We start from the raw sequence: 16,840 nt of genomic DNA, 5'->3' as shown, positions 1-16,840 counted from the left end.
CCAGTATAGTCGCGCTCAGGCCTGATGCAGGCGCTGCAGCCCCTGTTCCAGCGTCTCGCTCTCGCCGGCGGCCACCAGGCAACAGGCGATCTGCCGCTGGATGGCCTGCGGGATCGCCACCTCGCCCGCCAGGCAGCGCTCGGTCCAGCGCGCGGTGGTTTCCGCGTCTTTCGCCGCCGGCAACGTCGGCGTTTCATCCTGCAAGGTGCGCTCCAGCAACACGCGCTGTTCGCCGCCGGCAATATAATGAATCTGCGGGCAGCGCAGCGGGTTGGCGTAGGCCTCGCCTTCGGTGCCGTGCATCAACAGCCCGCGGGCGCCGATCTGGCGGAAAAACGACGCCACCCGGCCGACATACTCCGGGTGTGAGACGCTGGCGAGGCGCAGCGCATCCTGTTCGCCGAACGGCGTCGCCAGCTTGGCCAGCGTATGGGCGCTGTTGCGCACCCCCATGCGCCAACGCAACCCGAGCTGCCGCGCCAGCGGCGCCGACAGCGTGGAAACCGGCATGAATACCGCCTCGCCGTTATCGAGACGCTGCTGGGCGTGAGCGGCCTGTTCCGACCACGGCAGCCCCAGGGCGCGAAAAATCTCGGCGCTGGTCACGCGGGTACTGTCGTCCAGCACGCCATGCACCACCACCGGCAGGCCCACTTTCGCGAGCAGCAGCGCCAGCAGCGGCGTCAGGTTGGCCTGCTTGCGCGCGCCGTTGTAGCTCGGCAGCACCACCGGCAATGGCCGCCCCTGCGGCGCCTGCAGCAGCAACACCTGCTGCTGCATCGCCTGGTAGAAGCCCAGCATCTCCTCTTCGGCCTCACCCTTGATGCGCAGCGCGATCAGAATGCCGCCCAGCTCCAGCTCGGGGACCGCCCCGGCCAGCATCGCCTGATACAGCTCAAAAGCGGTCTGCCGGTCCAGGTCGCGCGCATGATTTTTGCCGCGGCCTATTTCTTTGATAATTTTGGTGTAATCCATCCGAAGGTTCCCCTTGCTCACTCTTCGGTTAGCATACCCTATCCGCGCCGCCGCTCAACCTCCGCCGCCAGCCGCCGCTGCGTTTCATCCCCTTCGCGCAGCCCGGCGATCACCCCATCGGCATCGTCGGCGCTGCGGTTTTGGCTCATCTTCCATTTGCCTTCGCGCCGGGTGACGGCGATCTCGATACCGACAATGCCTTTTAGCTGCGCGGCGATGTAGTTGGCCGGCGCGTCGTCGAGCCGCCAGGGCGCCGGGCGGCGCCCTTCCTGTTGCGCCGTCAGGTCGATCAGCTGGCGGCGCAGCCAGGCCGGGTCGTCCATTACCGTCGGCACGCCATACAGTTGCACCATGCTGTAATTCCAGGTCGGCACCACTTTGCCGGTCTGGCGCTTGCTTGGGTACCAGCCGGGCGACACATAACCTTCCAAACCCTGAAAAATCACCAGGCATTCCGCCGCGTGCTGCAGCCGCCGCCAGTGCTCGTTGGCGCGCGACAGGTGCGCCCGCAGCCGGATCTGCCCCTGTTCGACATCGGCCAGAAACGGCAGCGGATCGGCCGTCAATCCCTGCTCGCCGTGGCTGACCAATAGCCCCAACGGGTGGGCGCGCACCAGCGCCAGTTGGGCATCCAGATCGTCTTCGCGAAATGCGGCGGGTTGAAACATCAGTGTGGCTCCTTACGCTCTCTCATGATGACCACAGTAAAGCACCCGCCGGCGGCCTACTTAAGATCCGCTTTCTGACTATTTTGAGTGATCCGGTTTAACAAGATCAGGGCAATGCCCATCGCCAACAGATTAAATACCATGGCGCCGGCAAAGGCCTGCGCATAGCGTTCCGCCGCGCCGCCGTTTGCCAGCAGCGGCACGAAGCCGACGCCGCTGACCACGATGCCCAGCGCACCTCCCACCTGCTGCACGGTGGCAACCAGGCCCGCCGCCATGCCCGCCTGCCACTCCTGCGCCAAACCGAGCACCAGATTCAGCAGCGGCGTCATGCTCAGCGCCTGGCCGAATCCCAGCACCACCAACCCCGGCAGCAGCCGCAGCGGATGCGCCAGCGCCGCGCCCCACAGCGCCTGGGCCATCAACAGCGCCAACCCGGCGGCGTAAATCGCCACGCCCACGCTCAGTACGCCGTTGCCCCAACGCAGCGCCAGCCGGGGCGCCAGCATCGACGCCAGCATAAAGGCCGCGCTGGCTGGGGCGAACAGGCTCCCCGCCTGAAAAGGCGTCAGCCCCGCCCCCGCCTGCAGCAGCAGCGCGAAGCACAAGAAAAACGAGGAGGCGGTGGCATAAATCGCCAGCACCACCGCCATGCCCGGCGCGAAGCCTGCCTGGCGTAACAGCGCCGGATCGAGCACTGCATCGCCGCCGCGCCGCGCCAGACGGCGCTCCCAACGCAGGAAGCTCCATAGCGTCACCATCGCCAACGCCAGCATCGGCGCTATCCACCACGGCCAGCCGCGCGCCGGCCCCTCCAGCAGCGGCAGCAGCAACAGCGACAGGCCGATCGCCGCCAGCCACAGGCCTACGCCGTCCAGCCGCTGCGCCTGCGCCACCCGCGATTCGGGAATGCGCCGCGCCGCCCACAGCGCCAGCGCGCCAATCGGCAAATTGATCAAAAAGATCATGCGCCAACCACTGCCGAACAGGTTGGCCTCGATGATAAATCCGCCGAGGATCTGGCCGAAGATCGCCGCCAGCCCCAGCGTCATGCCCAGCCAGGCGAAGGCGCGCCGCCGCTGTTGCGGCGCGTACAGCACCCGCATCAAGGCGTAGATCTGCGGGAACAGCAGCGCCGCCGCCGCCCCCTGCAGGATACGCGCCGCGATCAGCAGGTTGAGCGATCCCGCCAGCCCGCACAGCAGAGAGCTCAGCGTAAATCCCAACATGCCGAGGCTGAACAGACGCCGGCGCCCGAAGCGATCCCCCAGACGCCCACCGGCGATTAGCAGCACCCCGAACGCCAGTTCATAGCCGGCGACGATCAAACCGACACCGGCGAAATCGGCGGCGAACTGCCGCTGGATCACCGGCGCCGCCACGTTGACCACAAACAGATCGAACACCGTGACGAAGCCGCCCAACAGCAGCACCGGCAGGCCGGGCAGCCCTCGCCGCTCACGAGATAATGAATATTCCATACCACCTCCAGAGATTATGATGGCCGCAGTATGGAACAGGGTTTAAACTGTTACTATATAGCCAGTTATACTATTACTCACAGCAACAGGACGGCCGCCATGCCCCCACGTACCCTCGAGCGCACCCGCCACGAACTGGCGGATTTTCTACGTCAAAAGCGAGAACAGCTGTCGCCGGAGGCGGTCGGTTTGCCGAGCGGCAGCCGCCGCCGCACGCCGGGATTGCGGCGCGAGGAAGTCGCGGCGCTGGCCGGCGTCGGCCTCACCTGGTACACCTGGCTGGAACAAGGCAGGGAAATCAATGCGTCGGTGGCATTTTTGGAGAACCTGGCGCGGGTGCTGCAGCTCGACGCCGCCGGCCGCTACCACCTGTTTTTATTGGCGCATCAGCGGCCGCCGGTGCCGGTCGGCCATCAGTGGTGCCAGGTCTCGCCGCTGGTGCGGCGGCTGCTGGACGACCTTGTGCTGCGGCCGGCCTACGTCATGAACCTGAGTTGGGACATCATCGCCTGGAACCCGGCGGCGCAGCGACTGTTCGCCATCGGCGAACGCCCGGCGGAAGAGCGCAACATGTTGTGGATGCTGTTTGCCGATCCGCAGCTCAATGAACGCCTGCTGGAGTGGGAGGCGCAGGCACCGCAAATCCTGGCCAGCTTCCGCCGCGACTACGCCCGCGCGCCGGAGGATGAGGTAATGCGCCAACGGGTACAGGCGCTGGAGCGGGTATCGCCGCCGTTCCGCCGGCTCTGGCGGCAGCACGATATCCACGGGCGCTGCCAGGGGCGGCGCAGCTTTATCGTTCCGGAGATCGGCCCGATCACCTTTGACCACGCCTCTTTCATCGTCGACGAAGAGAACCACCTGCGGCTGGTGATGTACAGCGCGCTGCCGGACGAGCCGGCCAGCGCGGCGTTTGAAGCGCTGCTGCGCGAGGGTTAACGGCGGCTGTCGAAAATGAGCTTGCAGGCCAGCCCGGCGAACACCCCGCTCAGCAGGTAGTTCGGCCAGCGGGCGCTGAAGCGGCGGCCGGCGAAGCGGCTTTTCATGCCGCTGACCGCCAGGATCACCCCACCGTTAATCAGCAACCCCACCAGATTCAGCACCGTCGCCAGCGCCAGCATCTGCACCACCACCGAGCCTGAACGCGGATCGATAAACTGCGGGAACAGCGCCAGTACGAACAGCGCCATTTTCGGGTTGAGGATGTTGGTGAACAGCCCCTGGCGGAAGATGCGCGCCGTCGGCACCGCCTGCAACCCGGCGGAAGCCTGCAAACTGCTGCCGGATCGCAGCGTTTTCCACGCTAGATAGAGCAGATAGGCGGCGCCCAGCATTCTTACCGCGTCGTAGGCCAGCGGCACGGCGACGAACAGTTGCGACAACCCCAGCGCCGCCGCCAACGCGTGGCAATACGTGCCGAGCTGAATGCCCGCCAGCGAAGCGAAACCGGCGCGCCGCCCCTGGCTGACGCTGCGCGAAGCGATCAGCAGCATATCCGGGCCGGGGGTCAGCGCCAGCGCCACGCAGGCACCGGAAAACAACAACAGCGTTGCGGCATCAATCATGAATCACCTGATAAGAAGATGGACGGGAATGGAGCGTCCATCATAGCGACGCCGACGTGGCTTGTCAGCGTCGCTCGCGTCAGATCACCCACAGATCGAGATACTCGTTGACCGGCATCTGCGCCAGCCGCTGCCGGTCCAGCGACACCTCGAGAATACGCTGCTGCTGCAGGGCCGGGAACTGGCGCGCCAGGTTGGTTTTGAACTTCTCGATCAGCAGTGGGATGCCCTCTTCGCGCCGCCGTGCATGGCCGATAGGGTACTCCACCGCCACCTCATCCAGGCGGCTGCCGTCGGCGAACTCCACCGTCAGCGCATTGGCGATCGATCGTTTTTCCGGATCGTGATAATCGCGGGTGAAGGCAGGATCTTCATGGCAGTGGATCTTGCCGCGCAACGCGTCGATGCGCGGATCCTCCGCCACCCGATCCTCGTAGTCCGCCGCCGTCAGCCGGCCGAACAGCAGCGGGATCGCCACCATATACTGAATGCAGTGATCGCGATCCGCCGGGTTATCCAGCGGCCCCTGCTTGTCGATAATGCGCAGGCAGGCCTCGTGAGTGCGGATGCTCACCCTGGCGATGTCGGCGGCGGTTTTACCGGCGGCCTGCATATGACGGTACAGCGTCATGGCCGCCTCCACGGCGGTCTGGGCATGGAACTCCGCCGGGAACGAAATTTTAAACAGCACGTTCTCCATCACGTACGCGCCGTACGGCCGCTGGAAGCGGAAAGGCTTGCCGTTGAAAGAGACGTCGTAGAACCCCCAGGTCGGCGCCGTCAGCGCCGAGGGGTAGCCCATCTCGCCGGTGGCGGCCATCAGCGCCAGCCGCACCGCGCGGGCGGTCGCATCCCCCGCCGCCCAGGATTTGCGGGTGCCGGCGTTCGGCGCGTGGCGATAGGTACGCAGCGACTGCCCGTCCACCCACGCCAGCGACACCGCGTTCAGGATCTCCGCCCGGCTCAGGCCGAGCAGCTGCGCCACCACCGCGGTGGACGCCACCTTCACCAGCAGCACGTGATCCAACCCCACCCGGTTGAAGGCGTTTTCCAGCGCCAGACAGCCCTGGATCTCATGCGCCTTGATCATGGCGATCAACACCTGCCGCATGGTCAGCGGCACCTTGCCCGCCGCCACCGCCTGGCGCGAGAGCCAGTCGGCCACCGCCAGGATCCCGCCCAGGTTGTCCGACGGGTGGCCCCACTCCGCCGCCAGCCAGGTGTCGTTGAAGTCGAGCCAGCGGATCATGGCGCCGATATTGAACGCCGCCTGCACCGGATCCAGCTGGAAGCGGGTGCCCGGCACCCGGCTGCCGTTCAGCACCTCGGCGCCCGGCACCACCGGCCCCATCAGTTTCTTGCAGGCCGGATAGCTCAGCGCCTCCAGCCCGCAGCCGAGGGTATCGAGCAGGCAATAGTGGGCGGTGCGGTACGCCGCCGGGGTATCGACGGCCTCTTTCATCACATAATCGACGATATCGACCATTTCGCGATCGAACGGCGGACGGCGGGTATTGGCAGACTCAAGCATCATGATTCCCAAAGGCTCCATAGTGAATAACGATCGGCGCTCAGCGCTGATCCAGCGGTACGAACGCCCGCGCTTCCGGCCCGGTATAGTTGGCGGACGGGCGAATGATTTTGTTGTCCTGCCGTTGCTCGATGATGTGCGCCGACCAACCGCTCACCCGCGCCATGACAAACAGCGGCGTGAACATTTCGGTGGGCACCCCCAGCTGGTGATAAGACACCGCCGAGAACCAGTCGAGGTTGGGGAACATCTTTTTGGTGTCGCGCATCACGCTTTCCAGCCGATCGGCGATGTCATACAGCTTCATCGCCCCCGCTTCCTGCGACAGGCGCAGCGCGATCTCTTTGATCACCTGATGGCGCGGATCGGAGACGGTGTACACCGGGTGCCCGAAGCCAATCACCACCTCTTTGTTGTCGATGCGGCGGCGAATGTCGGCTTCCGCTTCGTCCGGCGTTTCATAGCGTTGCTGGATCTCCAGCGACACCTCGTTGGCGCCGCCGTGCTTCGGCCCGCGCAGCGCGCCAATGGCGCCGACGATCGCCGAATAGACATCGGATCCGGTGCCGGCGATCACCCGGCCGGCGAAGGTCGAGGCGTTGAACTCATGCTCGGCGTACAGGATCAAGGAAGCGTGCATCGCCTGTTCCCAACTGGCGGAAGGCGCTTCGCCGTGCAGCAGGTGCAGGAAGTGGCCGCCGATGGAATCGTCGTCGGTCTCCGGCTGAATGCGCTCGCCGTTGTGGCTGTAGTGATACCAATACAGCAGCATCGATCCCAGCGACGCCAGCAGCCGGTCGGCGATGTCGCGCGCGCCGGCCGCGCCGTGCTGCTCTTTTTCCGGCAGCGTGCAGCCAAGGGCCGAGACGCCGGTGCGCATCACGTCCATCGGGTGAGACGCCGCAGGCAACGCCTCAAGCACCGTGCGCACGCTGGCGGGCAGGCCGCGCAGCGCTTTGAGACGGTGTTTGTAGGCCTGCAGCTCATCGCGGTTGGGCAATTTGCCGTGGATCAGCAGGTGGGCAACCTCTTCAAACTCGCAGTGGCGCGCGAGATCGAGAATGTCGTAACCGCGATAGTGCAGATCGTTGCCGCTGCGCCCTACGGAGCACAGCGCGGTATTCCCGGCGGGCACGCCGGATAACGCCACGGATTTTTTCGGCTTATCGCCAGTCGGGCTTTGCGGGGGGATCGCTTGGCTCATACTGTCCTCGTTTGGCTTCTGCGTGAATGGCGCTTATTCGTCGCGCTGGCGAGCGAACAGAGCGTCGAGTTTCTCTTCGAACAAATAGTAGTTGATGCTTTCGTACAGCTCGTTGCGGGTCTGCATGGTGTCGATGACGCTTTTCTGCGTGCCCTCCTCACGCAGGGCGCGGTATACCCGCTCCGCCGCGCGGTTCATCGCCCGGAAGGCCGACAGCGGATACAGCGCCATATCCACCTGGGCGCTGCGCAACTCGTCGGTGGTAAACAGCGGCGTCGCGCCGAACTCGGTGATATTGGCCAGGATCGGCACCTGCGTCGCTTCAGCGAAGCGGCGGTACATGCCCAGTTCGGTGATCGCTTCCGGGAACAGCATGTCGGCCCCGGCCGCCACGTAAGCCTGAGCGCGCTCGATGGCCGCCTCCAGCCCCTCCACCGCCAGCGCGTCGGTGCGCGCCATGATCACGAAGTCCGGATCGCTGCGCGCATCCACCGCCGCCTTGATGCGATCCACCATCTCTTCGGTGGAGACGATGGCCTTATTGGGGCGATGGCCGCAGCGCTTGGCGCCGACCTGATCTTCGATATGCAGCGCCGCCGCCCCGGCCTTGCTCACCGAGCGCACCGTGCGGGCGACGTTGAACGCCGAAGCGCCGAAACCGCTGTCCACATCCACCAGCAGCGGCAGCGGGCAAACGTCGGTGATGCGGCGAATGTCGGTCAGCACATCGTCCAGGGTCGAAATGCCCAGATCCGGCAGCCCCAGCGAACCGGCCGCCACGCCGCCGCCGGAAAGGTAGATGGCCTGGAATCCGGCCCGCTGGGCCAGCAGCGCATGGTTAGCGTTGATCGCGCCGGCGATTTGCAGGGGTTTTTCTTTACTCAGGGCCTGACGAAAGGCGAGCCCGGGTGAGCGCAGCGTCATGACGTTTTCTCCGATTAGCCAGATGAAACAGACAGAGCAAGGGGCGGGCCAGGTTGTACTTCGGTGAGGGGAAAAATTAAACACGATAAAAATAAGTGAGTTACAACACCTTCAGCGCCATTAGCCTGGCAAAGGGGTAAAAAACGTTTCAGTTAACGTTTCAATCGTTGTTTCACACAGTAAATTTGAAACATCACTGAAACCGGGCTACACCTAATGCAGCCACTTCCATTCGGTAACCCACCATGAGCGATCACGTCATGCCGGACAAACCGGTGATCTGGACCGTCTCCATCACCCGTCTGTTCGATCTGTTCCGGGACATCAGCCTCGAGTTCGACCATCTGGCGACCATCATTCCGATCCACCTCGGCTTTGAGGAGGCGGTGCAGCACATCCGCGCCCGCCTGGCGACCGAGCCTTGCGACGCCATCATCGCCGCCGGCTCCAACGGCGCCTACCTGAAAAGCCTCCTGTCGGTGCCGGTCATCCTGGTCAAGCCCGGCGGTTTCGATCTGCTGCAGGCGCTGAGCAAGGCGCGCAGAACCGCCGATCGGATCGGCGTCATCACCTATAAGACCCCTCTGCCCGCGCTGCTGGAGTTCCAGCAAACCTTCGATCTGCCGCTGGAGCAGCGCAGCTACGTCACCGAAGAAGACGCCCGCGGCCAGATCGCCGAGCTGAAAGCCGCCGGCATTCAGGCCGTGGTCGGCGCCGGCCTCATCAGCGATCTGGCGGAAGAGGCCGGGCTCACCGCCATTTTTCTCTATTCCGCCGCCACCCTGCGCGCCGCCTTCAGCGATGCGCTGGACGTGACGCGCCTGATGCGGGGCGGCAGCAAACGCGGTGGCGATTACGCCGCGCGCAATACCCTGCAACCGCGCTACGGGCTGGACGATTTGCAGGGCGAGTCCCCGCAGATGGAGCAAACGCGGCGCACCATCATGCTGTACACCCGCTCGCCGGCGGCGGTATTAATTGAAGGAGAAACCGGCACCGGCAAGGAGCTGGCGGCGCAGGCGATCCACCGGGAATACTTTTCCCGGCGCGGCGCACCGGCCAGGGGCGCGACGCCGCCGTTCGTCGCCATCAACTGCGGCGCCATCGCCGAATCGCTGCTGGAGGCGGAGCTGTTCGGCTATGAGGAAGGCGCCTTTACCGGCTCACGGCGCGGCGGCCGACGCGGGCTGCTGGAAACCGCCAACGGTGGCACCCTGTTTCTGGATGAGATCGGCGAAATGCCGCTGCACCTGCAAACCCGGCTGCTGCGCGCGCTGGAAGAGAAGGCCGTCACCCTAGTCGGCGGGCAGCAGCCGGTGGCGGTCGACTTTCGCGTCATCAGCGCCACCCACAACCACCTGGAGCAGGCGATTCAACGGGGCGACTTTCGCGCCGATCTGTTCTACCGCCTGAGCGCCCTGCGGCTGCAGCTGCCGCCGCTGCGGGCGCGCGGCGACGATATCGCGATGCTGGCGGAACACTTTCTGAAACGGTCACTGGCGGCGCTCGACGTGCCGCTGACGGAGCCGCTGCGCGCCGCCATGGCCGGCTGTTACGCCGCGCTGAGTCATTACGCCTGGCCCGGCAACCTGCGCGAACTGCGCAACATGATGGAGCGGGTGGCGCTGATGCTGAGCACCGGCGCCGCACCGAGCGGCGAGACGCTACGCTGGCTGCTGCCGGAGCTGGCGACGGGCACTCAGCCCGAGACGCCGGTAGCGCCCCTCTCCGCTCATGAAGCGCTGGCGCGGTGCGGGGGCGACCACGCCGCCGCCGCCCGGTTGCTCGGGATCAGCCGCACCACTTTATGGCGCCGGCTGAAAAAAACGAACTGAGCATCAGCCGGCGCGCCGGCCGTCCGAGGCCGGCAGCAGCCGCGCTCGCCGCTCGCCCAGCAGGTTCATGCCCGCCGCCGCCAGCAGAATGATCGCCGCGCCCAGCAGCTGCCACGCCGACAGGCGGTGGCCAAACGCCAGGCGATCCACCAGCATGGCGGCGACCGGGTAGATGAACGACAGTGAGCCGATCAGGTTGGTCGGCAGCTTCTGCAGGGCGCCGTACATCAACACATACATCAGGCCGGTGTGCAGCACGCCGAGCGTCGCCAGCATTCCCCACTGCCCAACGCTGGCCGAAACGTGGAAATCCACCAGCGGCAACAGCATCACCGCCCCCACCGCCACCTGGATCAGCGCAATAAGATGCGGCGGCGTGCCCTTCAGCCGCTTGGCCGCCAGCGCCATCAGGGCGTAGAAAAACGCCGCCCCGAGCGCCAGCGCGATGCCCGCCAAATAATGACTCTGTTCCCCCGCCTGCCGCGGCTGCGCCAGCACCACCAGCATCATGCCGCCGAACGCCAGCCCCAGCCACAGCAGCTTGCGGGCGGTCAGCCGCTCCCCCAGAAACAGCGCCCCCAGCCCCACCAGTATAAACGGCTGGGTGTTGTACACCGCCGTGGCGATGGAGATAGAGGCATAGGAATAGGCGGCAAACAGCAGCAGCCAGTTGATCACCAGCGCGACGCCGCCGGCGATCGCCAGCAGCAGCGTGGCGCGCGTCAGCGCATCGCGCCGCAGCTGCCCCAGCGCGCCGCACACCGCCAGCAGCACCAGCGCCCCCACCGCGCAGCGCCAAAACACCACGTTGACCACCGGCTGGCCGGACATCAGCACAAACCAGCCGATGGAGCCGGAAATCAGCATCGCCGCCGTCATCTCCAGCGAGCCGCGTTTTATCTCTGCATTCATTCTGCGTTCCTCCAAACTTGCCCAGAGGCATAGCTTGCGGCTTCGCGGGACGGCTTTCCATAGCATAAAAAAGGCAGATATGCTTAACTGCCTTTTTCTCGTAGCTATAATAAAGAAAATACCTAACGGAGGCGTTATGGATGATATCGATCGCCAGATCCTGACTCTTTTGGCGCAGGACGCACGCGCGTCGTTGAAGACGCTGAGCGCGCAGGTGGGGCTGTCATCGCCGAGCACGTCGGAAAGGCTGCGGCGGCTGGAGGAAAGCGGCGTGATCCAGGGCTATACCCTGAACGTCAATCTGCAGGCGGTGGGCTACGCCTTCGAGTCACTGGTGCGTATCAAGCCGCTGCCGGGCATGCTGAAGAAGGTTGAACAGCTGATTCAGGCGATCCCGGAAGTGGTCGAGTGCGATAAGGTGACCGGCGAAGACTGCTTTATCGTGCGGCTGGTGGCGCACTCGATGGAACAGCTCGACCACACCCTCGATCGGCTGGCCGAGCATGCGCAGAGCAACACCTCGATCGTGAAAACCACGCCGGTCAAACGCCGCCTGCCGCCGCTGCTCTGATTAACGCCGCCGCTTGCGGGCAAACGGGTTGCCGCGCTTCTTCTCTTTTTTGGCCGCGTCGGCGGCGGATTTCAGCGCCGCCAGATGCGCCTTGTCGGCCTCCGGCACCGCGCGCTGTTCGATCGGGAACACCGGCAGCGACGCCAACAGCCGCGAACCGTAGTTTTTGGTCAACAGCCGACGATCGTAGATCACGATCTCGCCGTAGCATTGGTTGCTGCGGATCAGGCGGCCGACCTGCTGGATCAGGTTGAACGAGGCGCTCGGCAAGCTCTGCACTTCGAAAGGATAGCGCTTCAGCGATTTCAGCCACTCGCCTTCGGTAATGATCACCGGGCTGTCGATTGGCGGGAACGCAATTTTGTGAATGTGTACCTGGGTCAGCAGCTCGCCTTTCAGATCCAACCCTTCGGCGAACGATTGCAGCCCCACCAGCACGCTGGCGACGCCCTTCTCCACCCGCTTGCGGTGCTCTTCCACCAGCCGGTAGCGCGGCTGGTCGCCCTGCACCAGCAGCATCAGCCGCAGATCGGTCACGTAGCTGAGGAAAGTCTGCATCGCCCGGTGGCTGCTGAACAGGATCAGCATGCCTTTGTGTTTGCCGCTCGCTTGCTCGGCGCGGAAACATCGCGCCATCTCCTCAAGGTGCTCCGCCTCGTTGGCGAGCGCCGGTTCGTAGCGCATCTGCGGAATGACAATCTTGCCCTGTTCGACATGATTGAACGGCGAAGAGAGCGTTTCGAAGCGATCGCCGGCCTTCTCGCTCAACCCGCTCATCTCCTGCAAACGCGCGAAGCTGTTCAGCGAACGCAGCGTGGCCGAGGTCACCACCACGTGCGGCACCTTGCGCCACAGCAGCTTCTCCAGCTGGTCGCTGACGCGGATGCCGACGCAGTGCAGGTAGAGATGGGTAACGTTATCGCGCAGTTCGCGCGTGACCCATTTGGAGATCGGCGCGTTGGACGACTTGTCGAGCGCCGCCAGCCGCCACAGCTTGCTCATCGCTTCCAGATAGCCCAGCGTGCGGCTCATCTGAATGATCGACCGGTGCAGGCGCACGATGTCATGCTTGCCGGTCTGCTCGGTGAGATCGTTAAGCACGAACTCCGCCAGCCCGCGCAGCGCATCGGTCAGTTTGAACAGCCGCGCGCAACTCTCCACCATCTCCGCCGGCAGCTCGCCCATTTCAAAACGGTGCTCGGCTGCCACGCTGTCGCCGGGCAGGTAGGCGCTGACCTGATGCTCGAAGATCTGCACCAGCTCGCGCAGCTCCTCACAATGGTTCTTCAGCCGCTCGCTGTTGGCCAGCCCCGGCGGATTCTTCGGCCGGTACTGCGTCATGCACTGCTCGACCTGCCGCACGATCATGTCCAGCTGCAGGTTGGTCGACAGCGCGGTAATTTCCCCGTCGATCTCCAACGCGTCGCGCGCCACCTCAGGCAAATGGTGGCCTTCGTCCAACACCAGCAGCAGCTCTTTCGGGTTCGGCAGCACCGACTCCGTCTCCAGTGCCGCCATCACCAGAGCGTGATTAGCCACCACCACGTCGGCGCTCTCGATCTCTTTGCGGGCAATATAGAACGGGCATTCGCGAATGTAGTGGCAGTTGCGCCCCAGGCAGTTGGCCTTGTCGGTGCTCAGCTTGGCCCACAGCGGATCGTCGATGCTCTGTTGATAGTGATCGCGCAGCCCGTCCCACTCGAAGCGAGCCAGCGCCTTGGTCAGCTTCTGGCACAGCGCCTGCTCTTCGCCGCTGGACGGCGCCAGCTCGTCGTCGAGGAACAGCGTCAGATCGCCCTGTTGACTGACGTCGGTGCTCATCGCCGCCAGGTTGCGCGGGCACACGTAGCGCCCGCGGCCAAAGGCGCCGGTAAATTTCAGATCGGGGATAATCTTCTTCAGCAGCGGCAAATCTTTGCTGTAGATCTGGTCCTGCAGCGCCACGTTGGCGGTGCTGACCACCAGCGGTTTGCTCTCCGCCCGCCCGACGGCGATGCCCGGGATCAGGTAAGACAGCGTTTTACCGACGCCGGTCGGCGCCTCGATCGCCAGATGGCGCGGGTAGTCACCGGCCAGCGTCTTCGCCACCTCGGCGATCATCTGGCGCTGGGGCGCGCGGGAAATAAAATCCGGTATTTGCTGCTGCAGGGCTTTGTACCACTGGCCAATCTGATCTTTAACTGCGGAGGAGAGCGCCATTCAACTCTTATCTAAACGAAATGATGGCGCTATTGTCCCACAGACCGCCCGCGGCGTCAGCCCGAGTTACGTCTGCGGATCGATCATCGAGGCGCGCCCGGCGCTGAACGACCACTCGTCCAACTGGGTGGTGGTGATCACCACCATCACATCCTCGGGGCGCAGCCGCAGGTTTTCCGCCAGCAGCGCCGCCAGCCGCCCGTAGAAACGCCGCTTGGTGTCGGTGTCGCGCGGCCGCCCGGCGGTGATATAAAACAGCACGAAATCCGCGCTGCGCGGCCCGCCGAGATAGTCGCGATCGTAGATAAGCTCACCGGGGCGGTATTGATCGATCACCTGAAATTTATCCGTCGGCGGCACCTCAAAGGCCTCCACCAGCGCCTGATGCAGGCTGTCGGACAGGGTTTGCAGATAGTCGGCGGACTTGCCCTGAAGCAGGGCGATACGGCTAAACGGCATGATTGTCCTCCTGTTCCAGCTCGCGCAGGCGCGCCACGGCCGACGCCGCCGCGGGCCAGCCGGCGTAGAACGCCAGATGGGTGATGAGCTCGGCCAGCTGCTGACGCGTCACGCCGTTGCGCTGCGCCAGCTGCAGGTGAAACGGCAGCTGTTCCACGCGGTTGAGCGCCACCAGCGCGGCGACGGTAATCAGGCTGCGCTCGCGCGGGCTCAGCGCCGGCCGCTGCCAAATATCGCCAAACAACACTCGGTCGCTGAGCTGCGCCAGCTTGGGGGCAATATCGCCGAACGCCTGTTGCCCGGCCTGGGATTCTGATGGCATCACACTCTCCTGTCAGTTGCGGATAGCCTTACGCTACCCGCCGCCGCAGCGAGTGAAAATCGGGATTTTCGGCAGTCTCGGTTCAGAAAAACGGGAGGGTTCCCCGCCGGGCGGCGGGGAGGATTCACGATTCCAGCGGGGCAACGCCGTCGAACTGCGCGCTCAGCAGCGCATTCAGCTCCGGCCGCTGTTCCACCCGTTCAGCGATGGCGTACAGCCGCGGACAGTGTTGCCGGAACCACGCGCGACCCGGCCGCCAGTGGCACATCACCGCCACGTACAGATCCAACGCGCTGAAGCTCTTGCCGAGAAACCACGGGCCCGCTGCGCCGGCGGCGGCGTTCAGCTGCTGCAATAAACGCTCGCGATAAGCCATTACCGCGTTTTTCAGCTGTTCCGCCCCCGCCGCCTGCGGCTGCCAGCGCTGCGGATGGTCGGCATAGGTGAAGGTGGGGTAAATCTCCGCGTTGATGAACAGCAGCCAGCGCAGAAAACGCGGCAACAGCGGCGAACCGCCGGGCGGCGCCAGCTCGGCATGCGGTGCGCGATCGTGCAGCAGCAGAATAATCGCCGCACTCTCCGTCATCACTTCGTCATTGGGCAACACTAAGGTGGGCACCTGACCCAGCGGGTTCAGCGCCAGCAGGCGATCGCGCTCCGGGCCGTCCTGCGTGTAGTCCACTTCCTCATAGCCCCAGGGGAAAGCGGTCAACGCCAACGCGGCGGCCACGATCGTCGAGCCGCAGCCCTGCGTACCGAACAAAGTATAAGTATCGTGCATGATTCCTCCCGCAGCGGAACAAGGTATCGGTAACTGTAGACCAGCCGCCGACCGTCGGCTGAAGAAAAAATTCACCCTTTGCGCGACTTTTTTAATCGTTCGACATGAAAATGAATTTTTTGTCATAAATAGATCACATTACTACGGTAAAAATTCTCCGCCGCAAACAATCAGGCGGCACAGTAAAACAGCAATGCAACTGATGATAAGCGTCTTTCAATCGAATAAAGCAGGGTAACTCATGAAACGTAATCTTCTGGCCGTTATTATTCCGGCACTTTTACTTGCGCAAGCGGCACAGGCAGCAGAAATCTACAATACAGACGGCAACAAACTCGATTTTTACGGTCGTGTGAAAGCCCTGCATTATTTCTCCGATGATGCCGGCAACGACGGTGATAAAACCTACGTCCGTATCGGCTTTAAAGGCGCGACCCAGATTAATGACATGCTGACCGGTTACGGCCAGTGGGAATATCAGATCGCCGCCAACCATTCTGAATCCGACGGCACCAAAGACACTAAAACGCGTCTGGGCTTCGCCGGTCTGAAATATAAAGACTTCGGCTCTTTCGATTACGGTCGCAACTACGGCATTATTTACGACGTCGGCGCCTGGACGGATATGCTGCCTGAATTCGGCGACGATGCTTACGTCAAGACCGACAACTTCATGAACGGCCGCACCAACGGCGTTGCCACCTACCGTAATAACAACTTCTTCGGTCTGGTTGACGGCCTGAAATTCGCCGTGCAGTACCAGGGCAAGAACGAAAACGACGGCCGCTCCGCCAGCAAGGCGAACGGCGACGGTTGGGGCCTTTCCTCCAGCTATGAAATTATCGACGGCCTGAGTGTGGGCGCCGCCTATGCCTCTTCCAACCGTACCGCCAGCCAGAAAGCGGGCACCTTCGGCAAAGGCGACAAGGCCGATATCTGGGCCGCCGGTATGAAATACGACAACAACGATGTCTACCTGGCTGCCACCTACTCGGAAAGCCGCAACATCGCGCCTATTTCCGGCACCGCCACCATCAATAACCGCTCCACCTCCGTCAGCGGCTTCGCCAATAAAGCAGAAGGCCTGGAACTGGTTGCGCAATATCAGTTCGATTTCGGTCTGCGCCCATCGCTGGGCTATGTTCAGCAGAAAGGCAAAGATATTGAAGGCATCGGCGATGCCGACCTGGTGAAATATATCGATGTCGGCGCGTACTACTATTTCAACAAGAACATGTCGACCTATGTCGATTATAAAATCAACCAGCTCGACAGCAATAACAAGCTGGGTCTGAAAGACGACAACGTGATTGCCGTCGCCCTGACCTACCAGTTCTGATGTGATGAATGAATAACCACCACTGCAAACTTTAGCGTCACTTGATACCCAGAGTTTTATTTCGCCGGGCGGCT

General features: G+C 63.6%; 16 protein-coding genes. 4 read left to right on the top strand and 12 right to left on the bottom strand.

Going from position 1 to position 16,840, the window contains the following annotated elements:
- Positions 1-15: 15 nt before the first annotated feature.
- The 3 genes from ybiB to AC4PR2_RS02940 are packed head-to-tail and all read right to left on the bottom strand — an operon-like array spanning position 16 to position 3,124.
- Positions 16-975 carry a DNA-binding protein YbiB gene (ybiB, locus tag AC4PR2_RS02950; protein WP_060456844.1) on the bottom strand — a complete coding sequence of 320 codons (960 nt, stop codon included), beginning with the start codon at positions 973-975 and terminating at the stop codon, positions 16-18.
- A gap of 38 nt (positions 976-1,013) precedes the next feature.
- On the bottom strand, positions 1,014-1,643 hold the full coding sequence (locus tag AC4PR2_RS02945) for an FMN-binding negative transcriptional regulator (RefSeq protein ID WP_197801955.1): 630 nt from the start codon (positions 1,641-1,643) through the stop codon (positions 1,014-1,016).
- Between the two features lie 56 nt (positions 1,644-1,699).
- The gene (locus AC4PR2_RS02940) at positions 1,700-3,124 is read right to left on the bottom strand and encodes an MFS transporter (protein ID WP_443014430.1); all 1,425 of its coding nucleotides are present in this window, start codon (positions 3,122-3,124) and stop codon (positions 1,700-1,702) included.
- A gap of 99 nt (positions 3,125-3,223) precedes the next feature.
- Between AC4PR2_RS02940 and AC4PR2_RS02935 the strand changes: the two genes are divergently transcribed.
- Positions 3,224-4,063, top strand: a complete 840-nt coding sequence (locus AC4PR2_RS02935) for a helix-turn-helix transcriptional regulator (protein ID WP_197801959.1) — start codon at positions 3,224-3,226, stop codon at positions 4,061-4,063.
- Here AC4PR2_RS02935 and AC4PR2_RS02930 read toward each other — a convergent pair.
- From AC4PR2_RS02930 to prpB, 4 genes are all read right to left on the bottom strand, one after another.
- On the bottom strand, positions 4,060-4,689 hold the full coding sequence (locus AC4PR2_RS02930) for a LysE family translocator (RefSeq protein ID WP_048321374.1): 630 nt from the start codon (positions 4,687-4,689) through the stop codon (positions 4,060-4,062). The genes AC4PR2_RS02935 and AC4PR2_RS02930 overlap by 4 nt on opposite strands.
- A gap of 79 nt (positions 4,690-4,768) precedes the next feature.
- Positions 4,769-6,220, bottom strand: coding sequence for a bifunctional 2-methylcitrate dehydratase/aconitate hydratase (locus AC4PR2_RS02925; RefSeq protein WP_330113568.1), 1,452 nt, complete (start codon positions 6,218-6,220; stop codon positions 4,769-4,771).
- A 40-nt stretch (positions 6,221-6,260) separates the two neighbouring features.
- The gene (prpC, locus tag AC4PR2_RS02920; protein WP_049200932.1) at positions 6,261-7,424 is read right to left on the bottom strand and encodes a bifunctional 2-methylcitrate synthase/citrate synthase; all 1,164 of its coding nucleotides are present in this window, start codon (positions 7,422-7,424) and stop codon (positions 6,261-6,263) included.
- 33 nt (positions 7,425-7,457) lie between these two features.
- Positions 7,458-8,348 (bottom strand): methylisocitrate lyase, encoded by an 891-nt coding sequence (gene prpB / locus AC4PR2_RS02915; RefSeq protein WP_049200934.1) that lies wholly within the window; start codon positions 8,346-8,348, stop codon positions 7,458-7,460.
- 245 nt (positions 8,349-8,593) lie between these two features.
- On the opposite strand from prpB, the gene prpR reads away from it, so the two are divergent.
- Positions 8,594-10,183, top strand: a complete 1,590-nt coding sequence (prpR, locus tag AC4PR2_RS02910) for a propionate catabolism operon regulatory protein PrpR (RefSeq protein ID WP_492174881.1) — start codon at positions 8,594-8,596, stop codon at positions 10,181-10,183.
- 3 nt (positions 10,184-10,186) lie between these two features.
- On the opposite strand, the gene AC4PR2_RS02905 is transcribed toward prpR, so the two are convergent.
- Complete coding sequence (locus AC4PR2_RS02905; RefSeq protein ID WP_060421219.1) at positions 10,187-11,095, bottom strand: DMT family transporter; 909 nt, start codon at positions 11,093-11,095, stop codon at positions 10,187-10,189.
- A 136-nt stretch (positions 11,096-11,231) separates the two neighbouring features.
- Here AC4PR2_RS02905 and AC4PR2_RS02900 point away from each other — a divergent pair, with 136 nt between their 5' ends.
- Positions 11,232-11,666 carry an Lrp/AsnC family transcriptional regulator gene (locus AC4PR2_RS02900; protein WP_038880548.1) on the top strand — a complete coding sequence of 145 codons (435 nt, stop codon included), beginning with the start codon at positions 11,232-11,234 and terminating at the stop codon, positions 11,664-11,666.
- On the opposite strand, the gene dinG is transcribed toward AC4PR2_RS02900, so the two are convergent.
- From dinG to AC4PR2_RS02880, 4 genes are all read right to left on the bottom strand, one after another.
- Complete coding sequence (gene dinG, locus AC4PR2_RS02895; protein WP_033637643.1) at positions 11,667-13,865, bottom strand: ATP-dependent DNA helicase DinG; 2,199 nt, start codon at positions 13,863-13,865, stop codon at positions 11,667-11,669. It abuts the gene before it with no gap.
- Positions 13,866-13,931: 66 nt separating this feature from the next.
- Positions 13,932-14,324, bottom strand: a complete 393-nt coding sequence (locus AC4PR2_RS02890; protein WP_084826590.1) for a tautomerase family protein — start codon at positions 14,322-14,324, stop codon at positions 13,932-13,934.
- Positions 14,314-14,646 carry a carboxymuconolactone decarboxylase family protein gene (locus AC4PR2_RS02885; RefSeq protein WP_492174880.1) on the bottom strand — a complete coding sequence of 111 codons (333 nt, stop codon included), beginning with the start codon at positions 14,644-14,646 and terminating at the stop codon, positions 14,314-14,316. The genes AC4PR2_RS02890 and AC4PR2_RS02885 overlap by 11 nt, the downstream gene beginning before the upstream one ends.
- A gap of 124 nt (positions 14,647-14,770) precedes the next feature.
- Complete coding sequence (locus AC4PR2_RS02880; RefSeq protein ID WP_038880560.1) at positions 14,771-15,427, bottom strand: glutathione S-transferase family protein; 657 nt, start codon at positions 15,425-15,427, stop codon at positions 14,771-14,773.
- Between the two features lie 241 nt (positions 15,428-15,668).
- On the opposite strand from AC4PR2_RS02880, the gene ompC reads away from it, so the two are divergent.
- Complete coding sequence (gene ompC, locus AC4PR2_RS02875; protein WP_492174879.1) at positions 15,669-16,766, top strand: porin OmpC; 1,098 nt, start codon at positions 15,669-15,671, stop codon at positions 16,764-16,766.
- The last annotated feature ends 74 nt before the right edge of the window (positions 16,767-16,840 follow it).

The organism is Serratia sp. A07 (genome assembly GCF_058725505.1).
Note: the sequence above shows the minus strand (reverse complement) of the source record. Positions and strands in the feature narration are given on the sequence as shown.